We start from the raw sequence: 23,400 nt of genomic DNA on the forward strand, positions 1-23,400 counted from the left end.
TCGGTCATGTCCGGTGTCACGTCGGCGACGTCGACGTAGAACTGCTGATACCACCGTCGCATCTGGTAAACGGCGCCATCCTCCTCGACCAGCAGCGGGTTGTCGATGCGGGTCTTGTGCTTCCAGATCTCGACGTCCTGCAGAAAGCCCTTGCTGACACCTTCGGTGAACGTCTTGGACAGCTTCTCGGTCATCGCCTCGTCCATGCCCTTGGGCTTTTCCACGGTGACGCCCCACTGCAGCACGAATGAGTCCTGGGTAACCGGGTAGTGGCAGTTGATCAGGATCGACTCGGCTTTGTAGTCGCCATAGCTGTTGTGCAGCCAGTTGATCATGAACGACGGCCCGAAGTAGCTGGCCTCCGAATCCAGGTGCGCTTCACCGTAGGTGGTGCCCATGTCGCTGACGTCGGGGCGGCCGACATTGTGCAGGTACTGCGAGGCGATGTGACCCTCGAAGACGTTTTTGAAGAATGTCGGCAGACCGAAATGGATGTAGAAGAAGTGCGCCATGTCGGTGACATTGTCGATGATGTCGCGGCAGTTCGACCCTTCGATCAGGATCGAGTTCCACCGCCAGTCGGTCCACTCGTCGCTGGCCGCCTCGGGAATCTCCGGGATCCGCACCTCGGGCTGCGGCGGGCTGCCCTCGTGGTCGTGCCAGACGAACAGCAGGCCGCCGCGCACGTCGGTGTGCCACGAGCGGGTGCGGGCCAGCCGCGGTGTGCGCTTGGCGTACGGCACCAGCTTGCATTTGCCGTCGCCGCCCCAGCGCCAGTCGTGGAACGGGCAGGCGACTTCGTCGCCCTTGATGGTGCCCTGCGCCAGGTTGCCGCCCATGTGCCGGCAGTAGCCGTCGAGGACGTGCAGCTCGTTGTGCGAGTCGGCGAACACGACGAGGTGGGTGCCGAACGCCTCGATCCCGTGCGGCTGCCCGTCCAGGTAGTTGTTGACCGGGCCAAGGCAGTGCCAGCCGCGTGCATACCGGTCGGGGAGGGCGCCGGTGTCGATCTCGCGAATACCGGCAGTCTCGGTAGCCATCACGCCTCCAACTTCGTCTGCGTCTAACTAGAACACGTTACAGTTTTTCCCCGGTATCGCGCAACGTAAGGCCATCCTGACTGCCGCCTACCCGGTCTGGGGTATATCTGAACGATGCCGCTGTTTTCCTTCGAAGGCCGATCGCCAAAGGTTGACCCCACTGCTTTCGTCGCTCCCACCGCCACCCTGATCGGTGACGTCACCGTCGAAGCGGGGGCGTCGGTGTGGTTCAACACCGTACTGCGCGCCGACTACGGGCCGATCGTGGTGCGGGAGGGCGCTAACGTGCAGGACGGTTCGGTGCTGCATGCACCGCCGGGCATCCCGGTCGACATCGGCCCGGGCGCGACGGTGGCGCATATGTGCACGATTCACGGGGTCCACGTCGGCGCCGAGGCGCTGATCGCCAACCATGCCACGGTGCTGGATGGCGCGGTGATCGGCGCCCGCAGCATGGTCGCGGCGGGGGCACTGGTGGTGGCCGGCACCCAGATCCCCGCCGAGGTGCTGGTGATGGGAGCTCCGGCCACCATCAAGGGCCCGATCGCCGGGACCGGCGCCGAGATGTGGGTCAACGTCAACCCGCAGGCCTATCAGGACCTGGCCCGGCGCTATCTGACCGGACTGGAGCCGCTCTAGTTTCGTCTGCTCGGCGGGTCTAGACCTTGCGTGCGGTCGCGGTCGCGCGGTCGACCTCCCAGTACGCACGCAGCGCCACCAACTTGCCCTCATCGTCGGCTTTGTAGGTGAACACCCCGTCCGCGGTGACCTGATGTCCGGCCATCGTGATCACGATGTTGCCGACATTGGCTTCCTCATTGCCGCACTGGTAGGTGTCGCGGAAGTTGAACTCGATCTTGTCCGTCGGCGCAATCGCCTTGTCCCAGAACGACGAGATGGCATCGCGGCCGCGATGACCCTTGCCCTCGGGATCGAAGTGCGACGGCCCGATCGGGTCTTCGACGATGGCGTCCTCGGCGAACACCGCCAGCCATGCCTCTTTGTCCCTGGCCTGCACCGCCTCGCGGGAGCGACGTCCGGCTTTGTGGGCAAGATGCTCAGTCATTTCTGCCATCCCGAGTGGATATAGGTGTCGGCGAAGCGTTTCAGCGAATCCTTCTTTTTGTCCAGCGGCGCGTCGAAACCCAGCCCGTCAAACATCCAGGGGATCACGATGTTGTCGGTGACGCCGATTTCGGCGAGCTCGCGGTGCCCGTCGACGCCGAACTTGTCGATGCACACCGCCTGGAACTCGAACGGCTGATCGGACCGACCGTCTTCGGCGCGCAACGCGTTCAGCTTGCCGATGGTTTCGGCGAGTTGCTCGGCGGTCATCATCGCGCTGGTCCAGCCGTCGCCGACCCGGGCAGCCCGCTTGAGCGCCACCTCGGTGTGCCCGCCGACGTAGAACGGCACCGGCCGCGACGGCGCCGGGCTCATCTGCAGCCGGTCGAAATCGTAGAACTCGCCGTGGAATTCGACCATGCCACCGCCCAACACGAGTTTCATGACGTCGATCATCTCGTCGACCCGGGCGCCGCGACGCGCATACGGCACTCCGCACCACTCGAACTCCTCAGGCGCCCAGCCGATCCCGATGCCGAAGCCGAACCGGTTGCCGGTCAGGTTGGCGACCGAGCCGACCTGGCGGGCCAGCAGCAGCGGATTGCGCGACCCGAGCTTCATCACGTTGGTGTAGAACCGCAGCGTCGAGGTGACCGCGCCCATCGCACCGGCAGCGATCAGCGGGTCCACCCAAGGGGTGTTCTCGTCCCACATCCGCGACCCGTCCGGGGTGTATGGGTAATCGGCGGCGGCTTTTTCCATGTAGAACAACGAGTCCGGCAACGCGATCGCGTCAAACCCGACATCTTCAGCGGTTTTGGCCAGCTCGGTCAACTGATCGATCGGGCCCATCGCGATGCTGCAGGTGTACTTCACGGTTTGGCTTCCGGTTTGTCGGAGCCGACGACCCACATCGAGTAGTACTGGGAGCCGCCACCGTAGGCGTGGCCCAGCGCCTTGCGCGCATTCGGTACCTGGTGCGCCTGCGCCTTGCCCATCACCTGGATGGCGGCCTCGGCGAAACGGATCATGCCCGACGCGCCGATCGGGTTCGACGACAGCACCCCGCCGGAGGGGTTCACCGGCAGCCGCCCGCCGATCGCCGTCTCGCCGGCCTCGGTGAGCTTCCAGCCCTCACCCTCGGGCGCAAACCCGAGGTTTTCCAGCCACATCGGCTCGAACCAGGAAAACGGCACATAGATCTCGGCCACGTCGATCTCGTCGATCGGGCTGGTGATGCCGGCGGCCTTCCACAACGCAGCGGCCGCGTCGCGGCCGGCCTGCGGGTTCACCTGGTCGCGACCGGCATAGGCCAGCGGCTCGGTGCGCAGCGCGGTCGCGTGGATCCAGGCGACCGGATGGCCCTCGGCGACGCGGGTGTCGGCGATCTGCTCATCGCCGACGACCAGCGCGCAGGCACCGTCCGACGAGGGACACGTCTCCTCGCGCCGGATGGGGTCCCAAACCATTGGCGACGCCAGCACTTTTTCCAGAGTGATGTCCGGCTGATGCAGATGGGCCAGCGGATTGCGGCTGCCGTTGAGCCGGTCCTTGACCGCGACCATCGCCCCGATGTGGGTCGGTGCGTTCGCGCGGCGGATGTAGGCGCGCACGTGAGGCGCGAAGTAGCCGCCGGCACCGGCGCCGACCGGCTTGGTGAACGGCACCGGAATACTCAACCCCCACATGGCGTTCGATTCCGACTGCTTCTCCCAGGCCATCGCCAGCACCCGCCGATAGCGGCCCGACTGCACCAGGCTGGCGGCCACCACGGCGGTGGACCCGCCCACGGAGCCGGCGGTGTGCACCCGGATCAGCGGCTTGCCGGTCGCGCCCATCGCGTCGGCCATGAACAGCTCCGGCATCATCACGCCCTCGAAGAAATCAGGCGCCTTGCCGACCACCACGGCGTCGATATCGTCGAACGTCGAACCGGAATCGGCCAGCGCCCTGTCGATCGCCTCACGCACCAGGCCGTTCATCGAGACGTCCTGGCGCTTGGTGGTGTATTTGGTCTGCCCGGTGCCGAGTACTGCCGCTAACTGACCGGCCATCAGTTCTTTCCTTCCATCACCGCGACCAGATTCTGTTGCAGCGCAGGACCGCTGGTGGCATGCGCCAGCACCCGCTGGGCCGAGGAGTCCCAGATGTGCCGGGCGGCAAAACCGATGCGCTCCAGGCCGGCGACGAACATCGGGTTGGCCGCCAGAGCGCCGCCGGAGGGATTGATCGTGGTCGACGCCGGCAACCCGATCGCCTCGGTCAGGATCAGCTGCTGGTGGGTGAACGGTGCGTAGATTTCGGCGACATCGATCGAGCCGACGTCACCGCCGGTCGCCGTGCGGGCCGATGTGGCCGTGGACGGAGACTGGGTGAGGTCGCGCGCGCCCAGCACCGGGGTCTCGATGCGATGGTCGAAACCGGTGATCCAGGCCGGGTTATCCCGCAGTTCGCGGGCACGGTCACCAGCGGCCAGCACGATCGCCGCAGCACCATCGGTGATCGGCGCGATGTCGTGGCGGCGCAGCGGGTCGGCGAAGAACGGCCGGGCCAGCAACTCGTCGACGCTCTTGGCCGGCTTCTCCGAGTCGGTGCGCTCAGCCTGTGTGAAGGAGTCCAGTGCCACCTGCGCCATCTGCTCGGCCGTCCACTTGCCCGCGTCCAGGCCGAGGCGAGCCTGCAGCCCGGCCATCGACACCGAGTCCGGCCACAACGGTGCAACGGTGTACGGGTCGGTCTGCCGCGACAGGATGCGCCGCAGCACACCGGCCGACGACTTGCCGAACCCGTACACCAGTGCGGTGTCGACCTCCCCGGTCAACAGCTTGATGTAGGCCTCGAAAAGTGCCCACGCGGCATCCATCTCGACATGCGACTCGTTGATCGGCGGAACCGCGCCGATCGAGTCGATCGCGGAGATGAACGAGAATGCCCGGCCGGCAAGGTAGTCCGAGGAACCCGAGCACCAGAAGCCGATGTCGGCCTGGGTGATGCCCAGTTCGTCGTAGAGCTGGGCGAAGCACGGCATCAGCATCTCGACGCCGTTGGTGGTGCCGTCGGTGCGGCGTACGTGTGGGGCGTGGGCGAAGCCGACCACGGCAAGATCACGAGCACTCATGCGCAGCCCTTTACAGGTGGTGTTTGTAGGTGTCGTAGTCGGCGTCCGGCTCACCGGTCGGCCGGAAGTACTCGATGTTATCGATGCCCAGTCCCCATTCCTCGCGCGGTTTCCACACCGCCTCGACCCGCATGCCCATCCGGACGTCGTGCTCGTCGACGTCGGAAACCAGGTGCAGGAATGGGATATCGGCGCCGTCGAGCAGCACGTAAGCGGCCACGTAAGGCGGCTTGATGCGCTGGCCGGCGAACGGGATGTTGATGATGGCGAACGTCGTCACGGTGCCCTTGTCCGGCAGCTCGACGTAGTTGTCGAGGGCCAAGCCGGTGGCCGGATCAGCTTCTCGCGCCGGGAAGTACAGCTTGCCGTCCGTGCCGGTCCGCGCGCCGAGCAGCTTGCCTTCCTGTAGCGCCCGCAGATAGGCGCTCTCCGGGTGCGATGCGGTGTGCTGGATCTCCAGCGTGATCGGCGTCTCGATGATGGTGACCGGGTCGCGCTCGTCCGGTTGGCCTTCGGGTTCAACATCTTCGCCCAGCGCGAAGTAGGCGATATCGGTGATGACGCCGGCCGGCTCCGGGGCCCAGTGCACGCGCACCCGGGTGCCGGTGCTGATCGCGTCGGGGGTACCCGCGTCGACCGCGTGCAGCAGCGCGGTGTCGGCGCCGTCGAGCGTGATCAGCGCCCACGCGAACGGGCGATCCAGCGGCTGTCCCTCCAGCGGCTGGGGTTGCCAGGTCCAGGACTGCACGGTGCCGACGTCGGCCACCGGTACCATCTCGGCCAGCGGTTCGTAGCTGACCGGGTCGTATTCGGGCGGCGGCACATGTACCCGGCCATCGGATCCGCGCACTCCGAGGATGCGGTGGTCGCGTAGTGCGGTGAAGAATGTGCCCAGCGTGGGACCGACCGAACGGGTGTAGTTGAAGGACACCGTCAGTGGCGCCGAAAGGGGTGGCTCAGGGTGATCGATCAGCGGCGGGCGCGTTGAGCTGGCTGTCACAGCATCGAGTAGAACAGGTTCTAAGAATCTGGGCAAGGAGTCAGGGATGAAGCTGGGATTGCAGCTGGGATATTGGGGCGCTGAGCCGCCCGACAACGCCGGGGAACTGGTGGTCGCGGCCGAGGAAGCCGGCTTCGACGCGGTGTTCACCGCCGAGGCGTGGGGATCGGACGCCTACACGCCGCTGGCCTGGTGGGGAGCGTCGACCCGACGGGTGCGGCTGGGCACCTCGGTGGTGCAGCTGTCGGCACGCACCCCGACCGCGTGCGCGATGGCCGCGCTGACCCTCGATCACCTGTCCGGTGGCCGGCACATGCTGGGCCTGGGCGTTTCAGGTCCGCAGGTCGTCGAGGGCTGGTACGGCCAACCCTTTCCCAAGCCGCTGGCCCGCACCCGCGAATACATCGACATCATCCGCCAGGTGTGGGCCCGCCAGAAGCCGGTGACCAGCGACGGCCCGCACTACCCGCTGCCGCTGACCGGCGAGCACACAACGGGCCTGGGTAAGGCGCTCAAGCCGATCACCCATCCGCTGCGGGCCGACATCCCGATCCTGTTGGGTGCCGAGGGACCGAAGAACGTCGCACTGGCCGCCGAGATCTGCGATGGCTGGCTGCCGATCTTCTACACGCCGCGGCTGGCCGATATGTACAACGAATGGCTCGACGAGGGCTTCGCCCGGCCCGGGGCCCGCCGCAGCCGCGAGGACTTCGAGGTCTGCGCGACCGCTCAGGTGGTGATCACGGACGACCGGCCCGCGGCCTTCGCCGGCATCAAGCCGTTCCTGGCGCTGTACATGGGCGGCATGGGCGCCGAGGACACCAACTTTCACGCCGACGTCTATCGCCGGATGGGCTACTCGGAGGTGGTCGACGAGGTGACCGCGCTGTTCCGCAGCAACCGCAAGGACGAAGCCGCCAAGGTCATCCCCGACGAGCTCGTCGACGACGCCGTCATCGTCGGCGATGCCGACTATGTGCGTAAGCAGATCACGGCCTGGGAAGCCGCCGGGGTCACGATGATGGTGGTCTCGGCCCGCGGTGTAGAGCAGGTTCGCGAACTCGCCACGCTGCTCTGAGCGGCTATTGCGGCCGGGTAGAACACGTTCTAAATTGGCCGGATGACCCGGTCAGCCCAGCACGCGGGCGTCGCCGAAGGACATTTCGACGTTGCCGACGGATGTCGACACCATCGCCCGCTTCGGCAGGCCCAGCGACGCCAACTCCTTGGCGTACCGGTGATCACCCAGCCGCAGCGTCGCCCCGCCGATCCGTCCGCGCAGTCCGCTGACCTTCATCTCCCACGGAACCTCTCGGGTGGTGCCGTCGGCGTGGGTATAGGTCTTCAGCACCTGCGCCCGCGAAGTGAACAGCGACGGCACCGGCACCCCAAGACCGAAGTCGATGCCGGCGATGTGCGAGCCTTCGGCGCTGACGTCGAACCCGAACCCGCCGTCGTCGCGAACGGTGAAGTCGGCCATGATCTTCGGGAAACCCCAGATTGTGCGGCCGGCTTCCAGCGTGAAGGTCTGGTCGACGGGCAGGTGGTGGATCAACGCCGCGGCGTCCTTGAATGCCCGCCAGCCGCGAGCCTGCGAGCCCGGTGGGTTGACCATCACGCAGGTGCCGAACTCGTGGTACTGGCCGAGGTCGCCGTCGACGTAGCGGGCGAGCATCAGGTTGACCACCGCACGGCCGGGACGCTGCTGGCAGACCTGCAGGCCGCTGTAGTCGATGAGTGTCTGCGCGGCTGCGGCGTCGACCGAGAACATCGCGCTGTGCACATCCGCCTTTCGAACCCGGACCGGCATCGTCAGCACCGTTCCGGCGATGGTGTGTTGTGATTCAGGCATATCTGGAGGTTAGTTGATGACAACCACGATTCCCGACACGATCCTGAACATCGATCTGACGGACGGCACCTTCTACGCCGACGGCCGGCAGGCCCGGGAGGCGTATCGCTGGATGCGCGCCAACCAACCGGTATTCCGGGACCGCAACGGCCTGGCCGCCGCGTCGACGTATCAGGCGATCATCGACGCCGAGCGCAACCCGGAGCTGTTTTCCAGCACCGGCGGCATCCGTCCCGATCAACCGGGCATGCCGTACATGATCGACATGGACGATCCGGCGCACCTGTTGCGGCGCAAGCTGGTCAACGCCGGCTTCACCCGCAAGCGGGTGCGCGAGAAGGAGCCGTCGATCGCGCGGCTGTGCGACACCTTGATCGACGCGGTCTGTGAGCGGGGGGAGTGCGACTTTGTCCGCGACGTCGCCGCCCCGCTGCCGATGGCGGTGATCGGCGACATGCTCGGCGTGCTGCCCGAGGAACGCGGGATGCTGCTCAAGTGGTCCGACGACCTGGTGACCGGGCTCAGTTCGCACCTGGATCCGACGGCCGTCGAATTCCAGGCCGTGATGGACGCGTTCGCCGCCTACACCGAATTCACCATGGGGATCATCACCAAGCGTCGTGCCGAGCCGACCGACGACCTGTTTTCCATCTTGGTCAACGCCGAGGTCGAGGGACAGCGGATGTCGGATGACGAGATCGTCTTCGAAACGCTGCTGATCCTGATCGGCGGCGACGAAACCACGCGACATACGTTGAGCGGGGGAACCGAGCAACTGCTGCGGCATCGCGAGCAATGGGAGCAATTACAGGATGACTCTGATGCGTTGTTGCCGGGTGCGATCGAGGAGATGCTGCGCTGGACGTCGCCGGTGAAGAACATGTGCCGGACGTTGACCGCCGATACCGAGTTCCACGGCACTGCGCTTCGTGAGGGCGAGAAGATGATGCTGCTGTTCGAATCGGCGAACTTCGACGAGTCGGCGTTCGACAACCCCGAGCAGTTCAACATGCGACGAGACCCGAACGGCCACTTGGCGTTCGGCTTCGGAACTCACTTCTGCCTGGGCAATCAGCTGGCCCGCCTGGAACTCTCGATGATGACCGGTCGGGTGTTGGAGCGCTTGCCGGATCTGCGGCTGGCCGCCGACGACGCAGTGCCGTTACGGCCGGCAAACTTCGTCAGCGGCCTGGAATCGATGCCGGTGGTGTTCACGCCGACGGCTTCGCTGCACTGAGCTCGCCGAACGTGCATTCAGGGCGAAAAATTCGTCGAAATCCCGCCCTCACTACACATTCGGCGCTGCCAGGCTGCTGATACCCGGGCGATGACACCACCCTCGGTATCCTCGGCCGTAACCCGCACGTCGATCCACCCCAGGGCGGTCAACGTCTCCTGGCGCTTAATGCCCTTGTTGAAGGTTCGTCGATCCGTCCGGTGGTGATCGCCCTCGTAGTCCGCTGCCACCTTGATGTCCTCCCAGCCCATGTCGACGACGGCGACGAGCTGGCCGTATTCGTCGTAAACCGGGATCTGGGTCTGCGGCGGCGGGAAGCCGGCGCGGATCAAGAGCAGGCGCAACCACGTCTCCCGGGGCGATTTGGCGCCGGCATCGACGAGTGGCAGTGCGATGCGGGCACGTCTGATGCCGCGGCGGCCTTTATATCGTTCCGCGAGCAGCTCGACGTCGGCCATCTTGAGGTGTGTTGCGCGAGCAAGCGAATCGATCGCGGCAACCGCCTTGCCGAGCGGGTAGCGGCACGCAATGTCGAGGGCGGTTCTTGCCGGCGTCGTCGCAGGCATACCGGCGACCACCTGGATCTCGTCTCCGTCGAAGCGATCCGACCACGTGCGAATACCGTTGGGCGGCCGACGATAGTCGTACAGCAACTCCGCCGGTGCTCGATCGTCGACCCACTTGGCACCATGCAACGCTGACGCAGAGCGCCCAGCGACCACGCCGCGCCGCCGGGACCACAGCCAGGCAGCGCGGGCGCGCAGCACGGCTGTGCGTTCGGTCTTGGCTGGGACGTAGACGTCGGGATGAATCGCGACGTATCGGCTGCGCAATGCATACGGCGTCACACGCCCGGACGCGACGGCCTCGCTGCCGATGAAGGGCTCTCCCATGCGCCGGAGTGTGCCCGGTGGGACTGACAGGTCACCGAGCGTGAAGCCATTGCGAAAAAACGCTAGAAAACCCGCAACAGCTTCACGCTCGGCGCAAGAAGGCGGCGCGTTAGCGTCCGCGGAAGGTGGGCGCGCGCTTGTCCTTGAAGGCCTTCGGGCCTTCTTTGGCGTCGTCGGACAAAAACACCGTGATGCCGAGCTGGGTGTCGATCTTGAACGCCTCGTTTTCGTTCATGCCCTCGGTTTCCCGGATCGACCGCAGGATCGCCTGCACCGCCAGCGGGCCGTTAGCCGAAATGACGTCAGCGATCTCGAGCGCCTTGGTCAGCGCCTGCCCGTCGGGAACGATGTGTCCGATCAGGCCGATCCCCTTGGCCTCGGCGGCAGTGATGTGCCGACCGGTCAGCAGCAGATCGCAGGCCACCGTATAGGGGATCTGACGAACCAACCGCACCGCCGAGCCGCCCATCGGGTACAGGCTCCAGCGGGCCTCCGAGATGCCGAACTTGGCGCTCTCGCCGGCCACCCGGATGTCGGTGCCCTGCAGGATCTCGGTGCCACCGGCGATTGCCGGACCCTCCACCGCCGCGATCAGCGGCTTGGTCAGCCGCCGGCCCTTGAGCAGGGCATCGATGCGTGACGGGTCGTAGCTGCCGTCCTTGAACGAGTCGCCCGGCGGCTTCGCCGTCGCCGCTTTGAGGTCCATACCCGCGCAGAAGTAGCCGCCCGCGCCGGTCAGGATGCAGCAGCGGATGTCCGGATCGTTGTCGACGCGGTCCCAGGCTTCGACCATGATTTGCATCATTTCGCCGCTGAGCGCGTTGCGCGCCTCCGGCCGGTTCATCGTGACGACCAGGGTGTGTCCGCGCTGCTCAATGAGGGCGTCGGGCTGATTTTCGGGCTCGCTCACCGGTATCCGCCTTCCTGCGCCGATGCCACAAACTTGTCAAGAAATGTAACACGTTCTAATTTGGGGTCCGTGGCTCTGAATATCGCCGACCTCGCCGAGCATGCCATCGACGCCGTGCCTGACCGCGTCGCCCTGATCTGCGGCGACAAGAAGTTGACGTATGCACAGCTGGAGGAGGCGGCCAACCGGCTCGCGCACTACCTGATCGACCAGCGGGTGAAGCAGGACGACAAGGTCGGCCTGTACTGCCGCAACCGCATCGAGATCGTGATCGCGATGCTCGGCATCGTCAAGGCGGGCGCCATCCTCGTCAACGTCAACTACCGCTACGTCGAAGGCGAACTGCGGTACCTGTTCGAGAACTCCGACATGGTGGCGTTGGTTCACGAGCGCCAATACGCCGATCGGGTGGCCAACGTGCTGCCGGACACCTCGAACGTCAAGACGGCCCTCGTCGTCGAGGACGGCAGCGACGCCGATTATCAGCGCTACGGCGGTGTCGAGTTTTACACCGCGCTGCAGCAGGGCTCGCCGGAGCGTGATTTCGGCGAACGCAGCGCCGACCACATCTACCTGCTCTACACCGGCGGCACCACCGGTTTCCCCAAGGGAGTGATGTGGCGTCACGAGGACATCTACCGTGTGCTGCTCGGCGGAACCGACTTCGCAACAGGCGAATTCGTCAAGGACGAATACGATCTGGCCAAGGCCGCTGCCGAAAATCCGCCGATGATCCGTTACCCGATTCCGCCGATGATCCACGGCGCCACCCAGTCGGCCACGTGGATGTCGATCTTCTCGGGCCAAACCACCGTCCTCGAACCGGAATTCGACGCCGACAAGGTTTGGCGCACGATTCACGAGCACAAGGTGAACCTGCTGTTCTTTACCGGTGACGCCATGGCGCGACCGTTGCTCGACGCGCTGACCGAGGAGCACGAATACGACCTTTCATCACTGTTCCTGCTCGCCAGCACGGCCGCACTGTTCTCCCCAAGCATCAAGGAAAAGCTTCTCGAGTTGCTGCCCAACCGCGTCATCACCGACTCGATCGGCTCCTCGGAGACCGGCTTCGGCGGCACGAGCCTTGTCGCCAAGGACGCGCCGAACACCGGCGGCCCGCGAGTGACGATCGACCACCGCACCGTTGTTCTCGACGAGGACGGAAGCGAGGTCAAGCCCGGCTCGGGCGTGCGCGGCTTGATCGCCAAAAAGGGCAACATCCCGGTCGGCTACTACAAGGACGAGAAGAAGACCGCCGAGACGTTCAAGACCATCAACGGTGTCCGCTACGCAATCCCGGGCGACTACGCACAGGTGGAAGCCGACGGCACGGTCACGATGCTCGGCCGCGGATCGGTGTCGATCAACAGTGGCGGAGAGAAGATCTATCCGGAGGAAGTCGAGGGTGCGCTCAAGGGACATCCCGACGTGTTCGATGCGCTGGTGGTCGGGGTGCCCGACGAGCGCTACGGCCAGTGCGTGGCCGCCGTGGTGGCGCCGCGGCCCGGAACGCGTCCGACGCTGGCCGAACTCGACCGGTTCGTGCGCAGTGAGATCGCGGGATACAAGGTGCCCCGGGCGCTTTGGTACGTCGACGAGGTCAAGCGGTCACCCGCGGGCAAGCCGGACTACCGCTGGGCCAAGGAGCAGACCGAGGCCAGGTCCGCCGACGAGAGGCACGCCAACCATTCAAGGGCGTGACGCGTTGAGCGTCGCCGTGGTGCGCAGCTCATAGTTCTCGATCTTGGGTCTGGCGAGCATGGCGCGGTGCCTGGCGGGGGTGAAGGGCCACACCTCCGGCAAGCCGTTCTTGCCGAGATACCAGCTGTCACAGCCGGTGGTCCAGACCGTGTTCGGCATCGCGTCCGACAGCGCTGAGTTGAATGCATCGGTCGCCGTGTCCGTCGGCTCCACCGTGTCGAATTCGCATCGCTGCCAGCGGCGGATCCACCGCACGATGTGATTTGCCTGTGATTCGGCGACCGCCGTCAACGGAAAGTTACCGACCGGGCTGTGCGGGCCCAGCAGCATGAAGAAGTTCGGAAACCCAGGCATCGCAACGGTTTCGAAAGCATGCGGACCGTCGCGCCAGACATCGTCGAGGCTCAGGCCGTCGCGACCGGTCACCTGGATGGGCCGCAGGTAGGCGTGTGCGTCGAATCCGGTTGCCAGCACGATCACGTCGGCCTCGTGCAAGACGCCATCGGTGGTGACGATGCCGCGGGATTCGACGTGGTCGATAGCCGCGGTGACGAGTTCGACGTCGTCGCGCTGCATCGCCCGGTAGAAGCCGCCGGAAATCACCAGGCGTTTGCACATCGGTGTGTAATCCGGGGTCAGGGTGGCCCGCAACCGGGGGTCGCGCACCGTACGAAGGTTCGCGCGGCACAGGGCGGCGACGAATCGTCGTCGCCATCCCGGCTTGGTCAGTGCGCCCGCGAAAGCTTCCATCGCGACCCGATAACCGTGGTAGCCGACGTGGTCCAGCCAGGGGAACGCGCGATGCGATCGATGGGTCAGGCGAAGGTAACGCGGGTTCGGCATCGGCAGGATCCACTGCGCCGTGCGCTGAAAGAGGCTCAACCTGGCCGGGGTGCCGGCAAGTGCAGAGATGATCTGAACGCCGGTCGAACCGGTCCCGACGACGGCGACCCGACGGTCGGCGACGTCGACGCTGTGGTCCCACCGGGCGGAGTGGAACACCGAACCGGTGAAGTCAGCCAACCCGCGGATGTCGGGAGTCTTCGGGTGGTGCAGCACCCCGGCCGCCGAGATCAGGAAGTCAACCCGGGACTTTCCCCCGTCACTGGTGTGCACGACCCAGCCCCGACCGTCGAATCGGGCGCCCACGACCTCGGTCCCGAAGCGGATCTGCTTATCGATACCCGTCCGTTTGGCCACGTCGGCGAAGTAAGCCTGGATTTCGTTACCGGGCGAAAACAGGTGGCTCCAGCGCGGATTGGTCGCGAAGGTGAACTGGTAGAAGCGTGACGGCACATCGCAGGTCAGACCGGGATAGGTGTTTTCCCGCCAGGTGCCGCCGATCGCGTCGGCCTTCTCGTAGAGAGTGAATCCGTCGATGCCGGCTCGCCGCAGAGTGATTGCCGCGCAAAGACCCGACATACCGGCGCCGACGATCGCGACCCTGGGCTGACGCTTCGTCATTCGATTGCCTCCCACCTCGGCGGACTTAAGCGCCGGCTACCGCCGAATCTGCCACACCGGATCGGCGCAGTCGACACCTTCGGCCGAGAGTTCGCGTTTGAGCACCTTGAACGTCGCGGTGCGCGGCAGCGCGGCGCTGACCCGCACGTACGACGGCCACTGCTTGGGCCCCAGATCGGGCTGCCCCGCCAAAAACGCGTGGAACTCGTCGGCGTCGAATTGCGCACCCGGCGTCATCACCAACGCGGCCATCACCTGATCGCCGACGCTCGGGTCCGGCACCGCATAGACCGCGACCTCGCTGACACCCGGATGGCGGGCCAACACCCGTTCGATCGGCGCGGTGCCGAGGTTCTCCCCGTCGACCCGCAACCAATCACCGAGTCGGCCGGCGAAGTACACATAGCCCTGCTCATCGCGGTAGGCCAAATCGCCGCTGTGGTACACGCCGTCGGCCATCCGCTGCGCGTCGGCCTCCCGATCGTTGTAGTAGCCCTCGAACCGGCCCGGGCCGCCGATATTGACCAGTTCGCCGATCACTCCCGGCGGGCACGGCGCACCGGTGTCGATGTCGACGATCCCGATCCCGTCGGGCAGCGGGCCCAGCGAGCCTGCCGGGGTGTCCGGGGTGCGGGCGATCGCCACCCCACCCTCGGTCGAGCCGAACCCGTCGACAGCGATACAGCCGAACCGGCGGGCGAACCGCTCGATGTCGTCGGGAGCGCCCTCGTTGCCGTACACCACCTTCAGCGGGTTATCCGCGTCGTCCGGCTGTTCCGGGGTGGCCAGCACATACGACAACGGCTTGCCCACGTAATTGGCGTAGGTGACGCCGTATCGGCGTACGTCGGGCATGAATCCGGATGCGGAAAACTTGCGCCGCAACACCATCGAGCCGCGGCAGGCTACCGCGACCGACCATCCGACCAGCACCGCGTTGGAGTGGAACAACGGCATGGACACATAGCAGCGGTCGTCGGGGCCCAGCCCGAATCGTTCGGTCATCGTCACGCCGGCGATGCCGGCCTTGCCCTGGCTGCACTTGACCGCCTTGGGATCGCCGCTGGTCCCGGAGGTGAAGATCAGCATGAACAGGTCGTCGGGCCTCGCGGTCGAAAAGCTCACCTCGGCATCGGCATGCGCTGCCACCTCGGTGGTCCAGTCGACGGAGTCAGCATTGATATGTGGGATATCACCCAGCGGCGCAGCGGATTTCGAGTCGGCCAGCACCAGCTGGCAGTTGGCGTGCTCGATATCGTGGGTCAGCGCGACACCGCGGCGCACCGGGTTCAGGCCGACCGGCACGATGCCCGTCAGCGCGGCCGCGACCAGCACCGCCGAGAAGAACGGCGTGTTCTCCAGCAACACCCCGACGTGTGGTGGCCGGTCCGGGTCGAGCCGCTCGCGCAGGACTGCGGCCACCGCGGCGCCATGCCGAAGGTGGTCACGCCAGCTGGTGAACGAGTCTTCGAAGTAGACACCCCGATCGTCGATGTCGACCAGCGGTTTCAGCAAGTCGGTGACGGTCGGGAGATCCTCGGCCATAAGTCAAGCAGGCGTGTCCGCCAGTTCGCGGCCGATTCTGCGCAGTGCTCCGGTGGCGTTGCCGACGGCGAACTCGGTCTGCTTGGCGGCGAGGAAATACCGGTGTACCGGATGATCGATGTCGATACCGACGCCGCCGTGCACATGCACGATGGTGTGTGCCACCCGGTGCCCGGCGTCAGCGGCCCAGAACGCCGCGGTGGCTACCTCGCTGTCGGCCGGTAAGTCCTCGGACAACCGCCACGCCGCCTGGGCGAGCGTCAACCGCAGCCCCTTGATGTCGATGTAGCCGTCGGCCAGCCGCTGCGCCACCGCTTGGAAGCTACCGATCGGGCGGTCGAATTGCTCACGGGTACGCGCGTATTCGGCGGTCAACTGCAGACCGCGGTCCAGCACGCCGAGCTGAAACGCGCTGCGGCCCAGCAGCGCATGGCTGGAAATCCAGCTGACCACATCGTCGCCGCCAACCATCCGGGCGCCGTCCACCTCGACCCCGTCCAGCGCAAGGTGGCCGATACTGCCCAAACCGGTGGTCTCCAGCGCCGTCACCGAGACACCCGTGTCCTCGGCAGCCACCAGGAAAACGGCTGTGCCGGACTCGGTTTCGGCTGGCACCAGGAAGGCGTCGGCAACCGGGCCGTACCCGGTCTGGGTGCGGGTCCCGGTCAGCCGGTAACCGTCACCGGCGCGCGCCGCCTGCACCGGCCCGTCACCCATCTCGCCGTCCAGCGCGACGGTGAGGATTTTCGCGCCACTCACCGCGGGCGCGCCCCACTGCTGCTGCAGTTCGGCCGAGCCGAACCGGGCCAGTGCGCCGGCGGCCAGCACTACCGACTCCAGGTACGGTACGGCGGCCAACCCCCGGCCCAATGCAACCAGTACGGCGATTTGCTCCAGCACCCCGAAACCGCCGCCGCCCAGTGACTCCGGTGTCGCGGTGGAAAGAATGTCGGCGTCGACGAGCTTGCGCCACAAGTCGCGGTCGAACCGTTGATCGAGGCCATCCAGTTCACGCTGGTGTTCCGGGGTGCACACCGCATCCACGATCGTGATCGCCAGATCGCCGAGATCCTGTGCCGCTTCCGTTGTCGAAAAATCCATCACGAGGTCCTTTACCGGTTGGCTCTGGGCAGCCCCAGCGCCACCATGCCGATGATGTCGCGCTGTACTTCGTTGGTGCCGCCGCCGAAGGTCAGAATCAGACACGCCCGGTGCATCCGCTCGACCCGGCCCCGCAGCAGGGCGCCCGGCGAATCCTGGCGCACAGTGGCCCCGGAGCCCAGCACCTCCATCAGCAGCCGGTAGGCCTCGGTGGCCAGTTCGGTGCCGAACACCTTGGCCGCCGATGCATCCGCCGGCGACGGCGCGGTGTCGTCGGATGACGCCAACTCCCAGTTGATCAGCTTGAGCACCTCGACCTTGGCGTGTACTCGGGCCAGGTTGAGCTGCACCCACTCCGAGTCGATGAGCCGGGCCCCGCCGGCATCCTTGGTGTTCTGCGCCCACTCCCGAACCTGGTTGAGCGCCATGATGATCGGTTGCGCGGAGACCAACGCGACGCGTTCGTGGTTGAGCTGGTTGGTGACCAGCTTCCAGCCGCCGTTCTCCTCACCGACCCGGTTGGCCAGCGGAACCCGGACGTCGGAGTAGTAGGTGGCGCTGGTGTCGGGGCCGGCCATGGTGTGTACCGGCGTCCAGGAGAAGCCGTCGGCGGTGGTGGGCACGATCAGCACCGAAATGCCGCGGTGCTTCTTGGCTTCGGTGTTGGTGCGCACCGCCAGCCACACGTAGTCGGCGTACTGGATCAGGCTGGTCCACATCTTCTGCCCGTTGACGATGTAATCGTCGCCGTCGCGCACCGCGGTGGTCCGTAGGTTCGCCAGGTCGGTACCGGCGCCGGGCTCGGAGTAGCCGATTGAAAAGTGCAGGTCTCCCGCGGCGATCTTGGGCAGGAAGAACTTCTTCTGCTCCTCGCTGCCGAAGGCCATGATCGTCGGCGCGACGCTGTTGATCGTCAGGAACGGCACCGGTGCGCCGGCGATCGCGGCCTCGTCGGTGAAGATCAGCTGATCCATCGCCGAACGGGCCTGCCCGCCATACTCGGTCGGCCAGCCGAGCGCCAGCCAGCCGTCGCGGCCCATTTGCGCGACGGTCTCCCGGTAGACGTTGCCGACGCCGATTTCGCCCGCCGTCGAGCTCAGCGCCTCGCGGCGCTCCGGGGTGATCAGCTTGGCGAAGTACGACCGCAGTTCGCGGCGCAACTCCTCCTGCTCCGGGGTATAACTGATGCGCATTCCCGCCGCCCTCCGTCGATTCACGGCTACCCAGTCGCCACCCCTGGTTGTAACACGTTCTAGTCTGAGGGTCCAGCGCGCCGTCGTCGTATGGTGGTGGGTACGGGCAGCTGAGAACGCCAAGGAGGATGCCGTGCGAGTCGAAGTCGATCTTGACCGGTGTGAGGGCAACGCCGTTTGCGTCGGAATAGACTCCGACCTATTTGAACTCGACGAGGACGACTACTGCCACGTCAAGGTCGCCCCGATTCCGGCCGACAAGGTAGCCCACGCCGAGCAGGCGATCGCCGAATGCCCGCGCGCCGCGTTGAGACGCGAAGACTAGAGGTATTCATAAATTGACTAGCAGCACGAACGCGACCGATCTGTCCGGCAAGGTCGCGGTGGTCACCGGTGCGGGCGCCGGGTTGGGTCGCGCCGAGGCGATCGGCTTGGCCCGGGCCGGCGCCACCGTCGTCGTCAACGACATCGCCACCGCGCTGGACACATCCGACGTCATCGACGAGATCACCGCCGCGGGCGCCAAGGCGATCGCGGTGGCCGGTGACATCAGTCAACGCGCCACCGCCGACGAACTGATCAGCTGCGCCGACGAACTGGGCGGCTTGAGCATCGTGGTCAACAACGCCGGGATCACCCGGGACCGGATGCTGTTCAACATGTCCGACGAGGAATGGGACGCGGTGATCGCCGTGCACCTGCGCGGCCACTTCCTGCTCACCCGTAATGCCGCCACCTACTGGCGAGCACAGGCCAAGAAAGCTGATGGCTCGGTCTACGGCCGGATCGTCAACACCTCGTCGGAGGCGGGCTTGGTCGGTCCGGTCGGGCAGGCCAACTACGGCGCCGCCAAGGCCGGCATCATCGCGTTGACTCTGTCGGCGGCGCGGGCACTGGGTCGCTACGGGGTGTGCGCCAACGCGATCTGCCCGCGCGCCCGGACCGCGATGACCGCCGATGTCTTCGGCACGGCACCCGAGACCGAAGAAATCGATCCGCTCTCGCCCGAGCACGTGGTTAGCCTGGTTCGCTTCCTGGCCGCCCCGGCGGCCGACGCGGTCAACGGCCAGGTTTTCATCGTGTACGGCCCGAAGGTGACCCTGGTGGCGGCGCCGACGGCGGAGCGTCAATTCACGTCGGATGCCCCGGCCTGGGACCCCGATGAGCTCAGCACCACCCTGCATGATTACTTTGCTGGGCGGAATCCCGAGCGTAACTTCGCCGCGACCGGGCTGATGGAGTCCTGACCCTGTTCGCGAGGCATCCCGCATCGTTGCCGCTGGCTAGAACACGTTCCAGAATGACATACGTCACAATGAGTCTGACCTGGATAAACTACTAACATTTGTCTAATTTAGCCGATCTTTGACCCTGCGAACCTGTTCTAGTTAATATGATCCGGCTCACCGTCCTGCGGCGGACCGAGCGCGTTGGCGGGACTGGCCGACCCCACTGTCACCAGTGCCATGACGGCGGCTGCGGTCAGGCCACGGGAGATGATCATCGGTCGATTATTGCAGCGCCGCTACGGGCATACCATCGGTTCACCCCTTCTGCGGATGTGCTTCGGCGAGCGCCTCGAGAAACGACCGGGCCCAGCGGTCCACGTCGTGAGCGAGCACCTGGCGTCGCATGGCCCGCATGCGGCGCCGGCCTTCTTCGTCGGACTGATTGAGTGCCGCCTCGATCGTGTCCTTGACACCTTCCAGGTCGTGCGGGTTGACGAGGTAGGCTTGGCGGAGTTCAGTTGCGGCACCGGTGAATTCGCTGAGTACCAGCGCGCCGCCCAGGTCACTGCGGCACGCGACGTACTCCTTGGCCACCAGGTTCATCCCGTCGCGCAGCGGGGTGACCAGCATGACGTCGGCGGACACAAAAAACGCGACGAGTTCGTCGCGGGGGACCGGGCGGTGCAGGTAATGCACCACCGCGTGGCCGACCTCGCCGTATTCGCCGTTGATGTGGCCGACCTGGCGTTCGATGTCGTTGCGCAGTACCTGGTAGCTCTCCACGCGTTCGCGGCTGGGGGTGGCCAATTGGACCAGCACGGTGTCGTCGCGCTTGACGCGGCCCTCGGCGAGTAGCTCGGAGAACGCCTTCAACCGAACATCGATGCCCTTGGTGTAGTCGAGCCGGTCGACGCCGAGCAGGACCTTGCGCGGATTGTCGAGCTCGGTGCGGATGTCGCCGGCCCGCCGCCGAACATTGCGATTTCGGGCCTTCCGGTCCAGTTCGGCGGAGTCGATGGAGATCGGGAACGCGCCCACCCGAACGGTGCGGGAATCGATCTGTGCCTCACCGAACCGCGACCGCACCCCGACGGTTGCCCGGGAGGTGTTCGCGCCGACCAAACGTCGGCAAAGGAACAGGAAATTCTGCGCACCCCCGGTCTGATGGAACCCGACCAGGTCGGCGCCGAGCAGGCCTTGCACGATCTCGGTGCGCCACGGCATCTGCATGAACAGTTCCACCGGCGGAAAAGGGATGTGCAGAAAGAACCCGATGGTCAGGTCCGGCCGCAGCTCGCGCAGCATCTTGGGGACGAGCTGTAGCTGGTAGTCCTGCACCCACACGGTTGCACCGTGGGCGGCGGCGCGTGAGGTGGCTTCGGCGAATCGCCGGTTGACGTCGACGTAACGATCCCACCATGCGCGGTGGTAAATCGGTTTGACGATGACGTCGTGGTACAGCGGCCACAGCGTCGCGTTGGAGAACCCCTCGTAGTATTCGGCGACGTCCTGTGCGGACAGCCGTACCGGATGCAGGCGCAACTCGTCCTCGACCATGGGTTTCTCGTCGGCGTCGACAACTCCCGGCCACCCGATCCAAGCCCCGCGCCGGCGCCGTAGCAGCGGCTCCAGCGCAGTGACGAGCCCGCCCGGAGCGCGCTTCCAGGTAGTGCTCCCGTCGGGCAGCCGATCCATATCGATCGGCAGCCGGTTGGCCACCACGACGAAGTCGGAATCCCCGAAGCCCTTACCTGCCCGGGGAGCCATTTAGGTCTCGGTTTTCGCGGGCCCAATACCGAGCATCGACAGAAAAATCCGGCATTCGTCGGCGTCGGTCGCGTACGCCGCCACGACACGCCTGGCCTGGCGTGCGGTGCTGTGGGCCAGCGGTTCCACCTCGCCGATTTCACTAGAATCAGATTTAGCAGGCATGACACAACTGTATGCGAAGTCGTTTAGCGGCGATCGCAAGCCCGGTGCAGCCGGGCGCAGCGGGTCGCCGCCATCCGGCCCTGTGTGCGACGTCGGCGCCGGAAACCTCCTCGTCGACCCACCGACAACCCGCCCGCGGGGGCGTTACGTACTGGCCGTAATGTGCAATGCATCCGATGCGGATATGCAGCGCAAACAAGCGAGGTGGGCGTCAATGGCAGCTCCTGATCAAGCCACCGGCGCGGTCAACGGCGACTCCGCCGACCTGGTGGCCTACGAAGCCCTCGACGAGGGTCGCATCGCCCGGATCTGGCTCAACCGGCCGGACGCGCACAACGCCCAGAACCGCACCCTGCTGGTGCAGCTCGATGAGGCGTTCTGCCGCGCCGAGGCCGACGACGAGGTTCGGGTGGTGATCTTGGCGGCCCGCGGTAAGAACTTCTCCGCCGGACACGATCTGGGTTCGGAGGCGGCGCTGGCAGAACGCCGGCCCGGGCCGGGCCAGCATCCGACCTTCCGGGGGTACGGCGCGACCAGGGAACCCATCGCCGAGAAAACCTTTCTCCAGGAATGGCACTTCTTTTTCCAGAACACCTGCCGCTGGCGGGATCTGCGGAAAATCACCATCGCCCAGGTCCAGGGCAACGCGATTTCGGCGGGGTTGATGCTGATCTGGGCGTGCGATCTGATCGTCGCCGCCGACAACGCGAAGTTCAGCGACGTCGTCGCGGTTCGGATGGGAATGCCGGGCGTCGAATATTACGCTCATCCTTGGGAATTCGGGCCGCGCAAAGCCAAAGAGCTGCTGTTGACCGGTGATTCGCTGGATGCGGACGAGGCTTACCGGCTCGGCATGGTGTCCAAGGTCTTTCCGGTCGATGAGCTGGAAGACAAGACTTTGGAGTTCGCGCGGCGCATCGCCGAGCGGCCCACGATGGCCGCATTGCTGGTCAAAGATTCGGTCAATGCCGCTTCCGACGCGATGGGGTTCACCGAGGCGCTGCGGCACGCGTTCCACGTTCACGAACTCGGGCACGCGCACTGGGCGGCCCGCAACGAGAACCGCTACCCGGTCGGGCTGCCGCCCGATGTCGAGGACTGGCGTACAGCGAAGCCGTCGAAGGTGGCTCGGCCCGACGTCCCGTAACACCGCTCTCTGACCCGGCGCCACGCTGCCGTGACGCTCGGCGGCTGAGGCCACGCTAGCGTGACGCTCGGCAGAAATTTCGATGTGAGGAGTTGGCATGCAACTTTCCTTCGACGATCGAACGTACCTGGTCACCGGCGGTGGTAGCGGAATCGGCAAGGCGGTGGCCGGCGGTCTGGTTGCGGCCGGGGCACATGTCATGATCATCGGTCGCGATGCCTACCGGCTGGGGGCGGCCGCCGAGGACATCGCGGCACACAAGGCCGACGGCGGCTCGATCCGGTATGAGTCCGCCGACGTCACCGACGAAGACGAGATCGCACGGGTGATCGGCACGACGAACGCCTGGCACGGCCGGCTGCACGGCGTGGTGCATTGCGCGGGCGGCTCGGAGACCATCGGGCCGATCACCCAAATCGACTCCGAGGCCTGGCGACGTACGGTCGACCTCAACGTCAACGGCACCATGCACGTGCTCAAACACGCCGCTCGGCAGCTGGTCCAGGGCGGCGGCGGATCGTTCATCGGGATCTCGTCGATCGCGGCCAGCAACACCCACCGTTGGTTCGGCGCCTACGGGGTGACGAAATCGGCGGTCGACCACATGATGATGCTGGCCGCCGACGAACTCGGCGCATCCTGGGTGCGGGTCAACGGCATCCGGCCCGGGCTGATCCGCACCGACCTGGTCGCAACGATCACCGATTCGCCGCAACTGAGCGAGGACTATCGGGTCTGTACGCCGCTGCCGCGGGTGGGTGAGGTCGTCGACATCGCCAACATGGCGATGTTTCTGCTCAGCGACGCCGCAGACTGGATCACCGGCCAGGTCATCAACGTCGACGGCGGGCACGTGTTGCGCCGCGGCCCGGACTTTTCCGCGATGCTCGAGCCGGTGTTCGGCGCCGACGGGCTACGCGGAGTGGTCTAGCGCCAATTGCCCGGCTCCTCCTCATCGCGCTGCGCACTC

Annotated in this window: 23 protein-coding genes; 8 read left to right on the forward strand and 15 right to left on the reverse strand. The window is 65.9% G+C overall.

What is annotated here, in order from left to right:
* A partial coding sequence (locus ACRDTL_RS06495) for a Rieske 2Fe-2S domain-containing protein (protein WP_431505888.1) occupies positions 1–1,040 on the reverse strand: 1,040 nt, incomplete at its 3' end.
* A 114-nt stretch (positions 1,041–1,154) separates the two neighbouring features.
* Here ACRDTL_RS06495 and ACRDTL_RS06500 point away from each other — a divergent pair.
* Positions 1,155–1,679: a gamma carbonic anhydrase family protein gene (locus ACRDTL_RS06500; protein WP_431505889.1), complete on the forward strand. Its 525-nt coding sequence runs from the start codon at positions 1,155–1,157 to the stop codon at positions 1,677–1,679.
* A 19-nt stretch (positions 1,680–1,698) separates the two neighbouring features.
* Here ACRDTL_RS06500 and ACRDTL_RS06505 read toward each other — a convergent pair whose 3' ends face one another.
* Genes ACRDTL_RS06505 through ACRDTL_RS06525 form a run of 5 tightly spaced genes read right to left on the reverse strand, consistent with a single transcriptional unit; the run spans position 1,699 to position 6,223 of the window.
* Positions 1,699–2,106 carry a nuclear transport factor 2 family protein gene (locus ACRDTL_RS06505; RefSeq protein ID WP_431505890.1) on the reverse strand — a complete coding sequence of 136 codons (408 nt, stop codon included), beginning with the start codon at positions 2,104–2,106 and terminating at the stop codon, positions 1,699–1,701.
* Positions 2,103–2,981 (reverse strand): TIGR03619 family F420-dependent LLM class oxidoreductase, encoded by an 879-nt coding sequence (locus ACRDTL_RS06510; protein ID WP_431505891.1) that lies wholly within the window; start codon positions 2,979–2,981, stop codon positions 2,103–2,105. The genes ACRDTL_RS06505 and ACRDTL_RS06510 overlap by 4 nt, the downstream gene beginning before the upstream one ends.
* Positions 2,978–4,159: a thiolase domain-containing protein gene (locus tag ACRDTL_RS06515; protein WP_431505892.1), complete on the reverse strand. Its 1,182-nt coding sequence runs from the start codon at positions 4,157–4,159 to the stop codon at positions 2,978–2,980. The genes ACRDTL_RS06510 and ACRDTL_RS06515 overlap by 4 nt, the downstream gene beginning before the upstream one ends.
* Entirely contained in the window at positions 4,159–5,223 is a 1,065-nt protein-coding gene (locus tag ACRDTL_RS06520; RefSeq protein ID WP_431505893.1) for a thiolase domain-containing protein, read from the reverse strand. The genes ACRDTL_RS06515 and ACRDTL_RS06520 overlap by 1 nt, the downstream gene beginning before the upstream one ends.
* Before the next feature lie 10 nt (positions 5,224–5,233).
* Positions 5,234–6,223, reverse strand: a complete 990-nt coding sequence (locus ACRDTL_RS06525) for a Zn-ribbon domain-containing OB-fold protein (RefSeq protein ID WP_431505894.1) — start codon at positions 6,221–6,223, stop codon at positions 5,234–5,236.
* A 46-nt stretch (positions 6,224–6,269) separates the two neighbouring features.
* Between ACRDTL_RS06525 and ACRDTL_RS06530 the strand changes: the two genes are divergently transcribed.
* Positions 6,270–7,301, forward strand: a complete 1,032-nt coding sequence (locus ACRDTL_RS06530) for an LLM class F420-dependent oxidoreductase (RefSeq protein ID WP_431505895.1) — start codon at positions 6,270–6,272, stop codon at positions 7,299–7,301.
* A 51-nt stretch (positions 7,302–7,352) separates the two neighbouring features.
* On the opposite strand, the gene ACRDTL_RS06535 is transcribed toward ACRDTL_RS06530, so the two are convergent.
* Positions 7,353–8,075, reverse strand: coding sequence for an acetoacetate decarboxylase family protein (locus ACRDTL_RS06535; RefSeq protein WP_431505896.1), 723 nt, complete (start codon positions 8,073–8,075; stop codon positions 7,353–7,355).
* 16 nt (positions 8,076–8,091) lie between these two features.
* Here ACRDTL_RS06535 and ACRDTL_RS06540 point away from each other — a divergent pair, with 16 nt between their 5' ends.
* Positions 8,092–9,312 (forward strand): cytochrome P450, encoded by a 1,221-nt coding sequence (locus ACRDTL_RS06540; protein ID WP_431505897.1) that lies wholly within the window; start codon positions 8,092–8,094, stop codon positions 9,310–9,312.
* 17 nt (positions 9,313–9,329) lie between these two features.
* Here ACRDTL_RS06540 and ACRDTL_RS06545 read toward each other — a convergent pair whose 3' ends face one another.
* Positions 9,330–10,205: a hypothetical protein gene (locus tag ACRDTL_RS06545; protein WP_431505898.1), complete on the reverse strand. Its 876-nt coding sequence runs from the start codon at positions 10,203–10,205 to the stop codon at positions 9,330–9,332.
* A gap of 109 nt (positions 10,206–10,314) precedes the next feature.
* Complete coding sequence (locus tag ACRDTL_RS06550; RefSeq protein WP_431505899.1) at positions 10,315–11,115, reverse strand: crotonase/enoyl-CoA hydratase family protein; 801 nt, start codon at positions 11,113–11,115, stop codon at positions 10,315–10,317.
* A gap of 60 nt (positions 11,116–11,175) precedes the next feature.
* On the opposite strand from ACRDTL_RS06550, the gene ACRDTL_RS06555 reads away from it, so the two are divergent.
* The gene (locus ACRDTL_RS06555; RefSeq protein ID WP_431505900.1) at positions 11,176–12,819 is read left to right on the forward strand and encodes an acyl-CoA synthetase; all 1,644 of its coding nucleotides are present in this window, start codon (positions 11,176–11,178) and stop codon (positions 12,817–12,819) included.
* Here ACRDTL_RS06555 and ACRDTL_RS06560 read toward each other — a convergent pair.
* Genes ACRDTL_RS06560 through ACRDTL_RS06575 form a run of 4 tightly spaced genes read right to left on the reverse strand, consistent with a single transcriptional unit; the run spans position 12,808 to position 18,122 of the window.
* The gene (locus tag ACRDTL_RS06560) at positions 12,808–14,283 is read right to left on the reverse strand and encodes a flavin-containing monooxygenase (protein WP_431505901.1); all 1,476 of its coding nucleotides are present in this window, start codon (positions 14,281–14,283) and stop codon (positions 12,808–12,810) included. The two genes, ACRDTL_RS06555 and ACRDTL_RS06560, sit on opposite strands and share 12 nt — an antisense overlap.
* Before the next feature lie 36 nt (positions 14,284–14,319).
* Positions 14,320–15,828, reverse strand: a complete 1,509-nt coding sequence (gene fadD17, locus ACRDTL_RS06565; RefSeq protein WP_431505902.1) for a long-chain-fatty-acid--CoA ligase FadD17 — start codon at positions 15,826–15,828, stop codon at positions 14,320–14,322.
* A 3-nt stretch (positions 15,829–15,831) separates the two neighbouring features.
* Complete coding sequence (locus ACRDTL_RS06570; protein ID WP_431505903.1) at positions 15,832–16,929, reverse strand: acyl-CoA dehydrogenase family protein; 1,098 nt, start codon at positions 16,927–16,929, stop codon at positions 15,832–15,834.
* Between the two features lie 11 nt (positions 16,930–16,940).
* The gene (locus ACRDTL_RS06575) at positions 16,941–18,122 is read right to left on the reverse strand and encodes an acyl-CoA dehydrogenase family protein (RefSeq protein WP_431505904.1); all 1,182 of its coding nucleotides are present in this window, start codon (positions 18,120–18,122) and stop codon (positions 16,941–16,943) included.
* A 133-nt stretch (positions 18,123–18,255) separates the two neighbouring features.
* Here ACRDTL_RS06575 and ACRDTL_RS06580 point away from each other — a divergent pair, with 133 nt between their 5' ends.
* The gene (locus ACRDTL_RS06580; RefSeq protein WP_431505905.1) at positions 18,256–18,447 is read left to right on the forward strand and encodes a ferredoxin; all 192 of its coding nucleotides are present in this window, start codon (positions 18,256–18,258) and stop codon (positions 18,445–18,447) included.
* Positions 18,448–18,460: 13 nt separating this feature from the next.
* On the forward strand, positions 18,461–19,369 hold the full coding sequence (locus ACRDTL_RS06585; protein ID WP_431505906.1) for a 3-oxoacyl-ACP reductase: 909 nt from the start codon (positions 18,461–18,463) through the stop codon (positions 19,367–19,369).
* Between the two features lie 297 nt (positions 19,370–19,666).
* Here ACRDTL_RS06585 and ACRDTL_RS06590 read toward each other — a convergent pair whose 3' ends face one another.
* Positions 19,667–21,118, reverse strand: coding sequence for an alpha,alpha-trehalose-phosphate synthase (UDP-forming) (locus ACRDTL_RS06590; protein WP_431505907.1), 1,452 nt, complete (start codon positions 21,116–21,118; stop codon positions 19,667–19,669).
* Entirely contained in the window at positions 21,119–21,283 is a 165-nt protein-coding gene (locus ACRDTL_RS06595; protein WP_431505908.1) for a hypothetical protein, read from the reverse strand.
* Positions 21,284–21,497: 214 nt separating this feature from the next.
* Between ACRDTL_RS06595 and ACRDTL_RS06600 the strand changes: the two genes are divergently transcribed.
* Both ACRDTL_RS06600 and ACRDTL_RS06605 read left to right on the forward strand, forming a co-directional pair.
* A complete protein-coding gene (locus ACRDTL_RS06600; RefSeq protein WP_431505909.1) occupies positions 21,498–22,430 on the forward strand; it encodes an enoyl-CoA hydratase in 933 nt (310 codons plus the stop codon).
* Positions 22,431–22,527: 97 nt separating this feature from the next.
* Positions 22,528–23,361 carry an SDR family oxidoreductase gene (locus ACRDTL_RS06605; RefSeq protein ID WP_431505910.1) on the forward strand — a complete coding sequence of 278 codons (834 nt, stop codon included), beginning with the start codon at positions 22,528–22,530 and terminating at the stop codon, positions 23,359–23,361.
* The last annotated feature ends 39 nt before the right edge of the window (positions 23,362–23,400 follow it).

It is taken from the genome of Mycobacterium sp., assembly GCF_050700595.1.
Lineage (GTDB): Bacteria > Actinomycetota > Actinomycetes > Mycobacteriales > Mycobacteriaceae > Mycobacterium.

Bases quoted from the DNA above. Each gene is read 5' to 3' on its own strand.
- ACRDTL_RS06500 (WP_431505889.1), top strand. From the start codon at position 1,155: ATGCCGCTGTTTTCCTTCGAAGGCCGATCGCCAAAGGTTGACCCCACT.
- ACRDTL_RS06505 (WP_431505890.1), bottom strand. From the start codon at position 2,106: ATGACTGAGCATCTTGCCCACAAAGCCGGACGTCGCTCCCGCGAGGCG.
- ACRDTL_RS06515 (WP_431505892.1), bottom strand. From the start codon at position 4,159: ATGGCCGGTCAGTTAGCGGCAGTACTCGGCACCGGGCAGACCAAATAC.
- ACRDTL_RS06520 (WP_431505893.1), bottom strand. From the start codon at position 5,223: ATGAGTGCTCGTGATCTTGCCGTGGTCGGCTTCGCCCACGCCCCACAC.
- ACRDTL_RS06530 (WP_431505895.1), top strand. From the start codon at position 6,270: ATGAAGCTGGGATTGCAGCTGGGATATTGGGGCGCTGAGCCGCCCGAC.
- ACRDTL_RS06535 (WP_431505896.1), bottom strand. From the start codon at position 8,075: ATGCCTGAATCACAACACACCATCGCCGGAACGGTGCTGACGATGCCG.
- ACRDTL_RS06540 (WP_431505897.1), top strand. From the start codon at position 8,092: ATGACAACCACGATTCCCGACACGATCCTGAACATCGATCTGACGGAC.
- ACRDTL_RS06545 (WP_431505898.1), bottom strand. From the start codon at position 10,205: ATGGGAGAGCCCTTCATCGGCAGCGAGGCCGTCGCGTCCGGGCGTGTG.
- ACRDTL_RS06560 (WP_431505901.1), bottom strand. From the start codon at position 14,283: ATGACGAAGCGTCAGCCCAGGGTCGCGATCGTCGGCGCCGGTATGTCG.
- fadD17 (WP_431505902.1), bottom strand. From the start codon at position 15,828: ATGGCCGAGGATCTCCCGACCGTCACCGACTTGCTGAAACCGCTGGTC.
- ACRDTL_RS06570 (WP_431505903.1), bottom strand. From the start codon at position 16,929: ATGGATTTTTCGACAACGGAAGCGGCACAGGATCTCGGCGATCTGGCG.
- ACRDTL_RS06575 (WP_431505904.1), bottom strand. From the start codon at position 18,122: ATGCGCATCAGTTATACCCCGGAGCAGGAGGAGTTGCGCCGCGAACTG.
- ACRDTL_RS06590 (WP_431505907.1), bottom strand. From the start codon at position 21,118: ATGGCTCCCCGGGCAGGTAAGGGCTTCGGGGATTCCGACTTCGTCGTG.
- ACRDTL_RS06595 (WP_431505908.1), bottom strand. From the start codon at position 21,283: ATGCCTGCTAAATCTGATTCTAGTGAAATCGGCGAGGTGGAACCGCTG.
- ACRDTL_RS06600 (WP_431505909.1), top strand. From the start codon at position 21,498: ATGGCAGCTCCTGATCAAGCCACCGGCGCGGTCAACGGCGACTCCGCC.
- ACRDTL_RS06605 (WP_431505910.1), top strand. From the start codon at position 22,528: ATGCAACTTTCCTTCGACGATCGAACGTACCTGGTCACCGGCGGTGGT.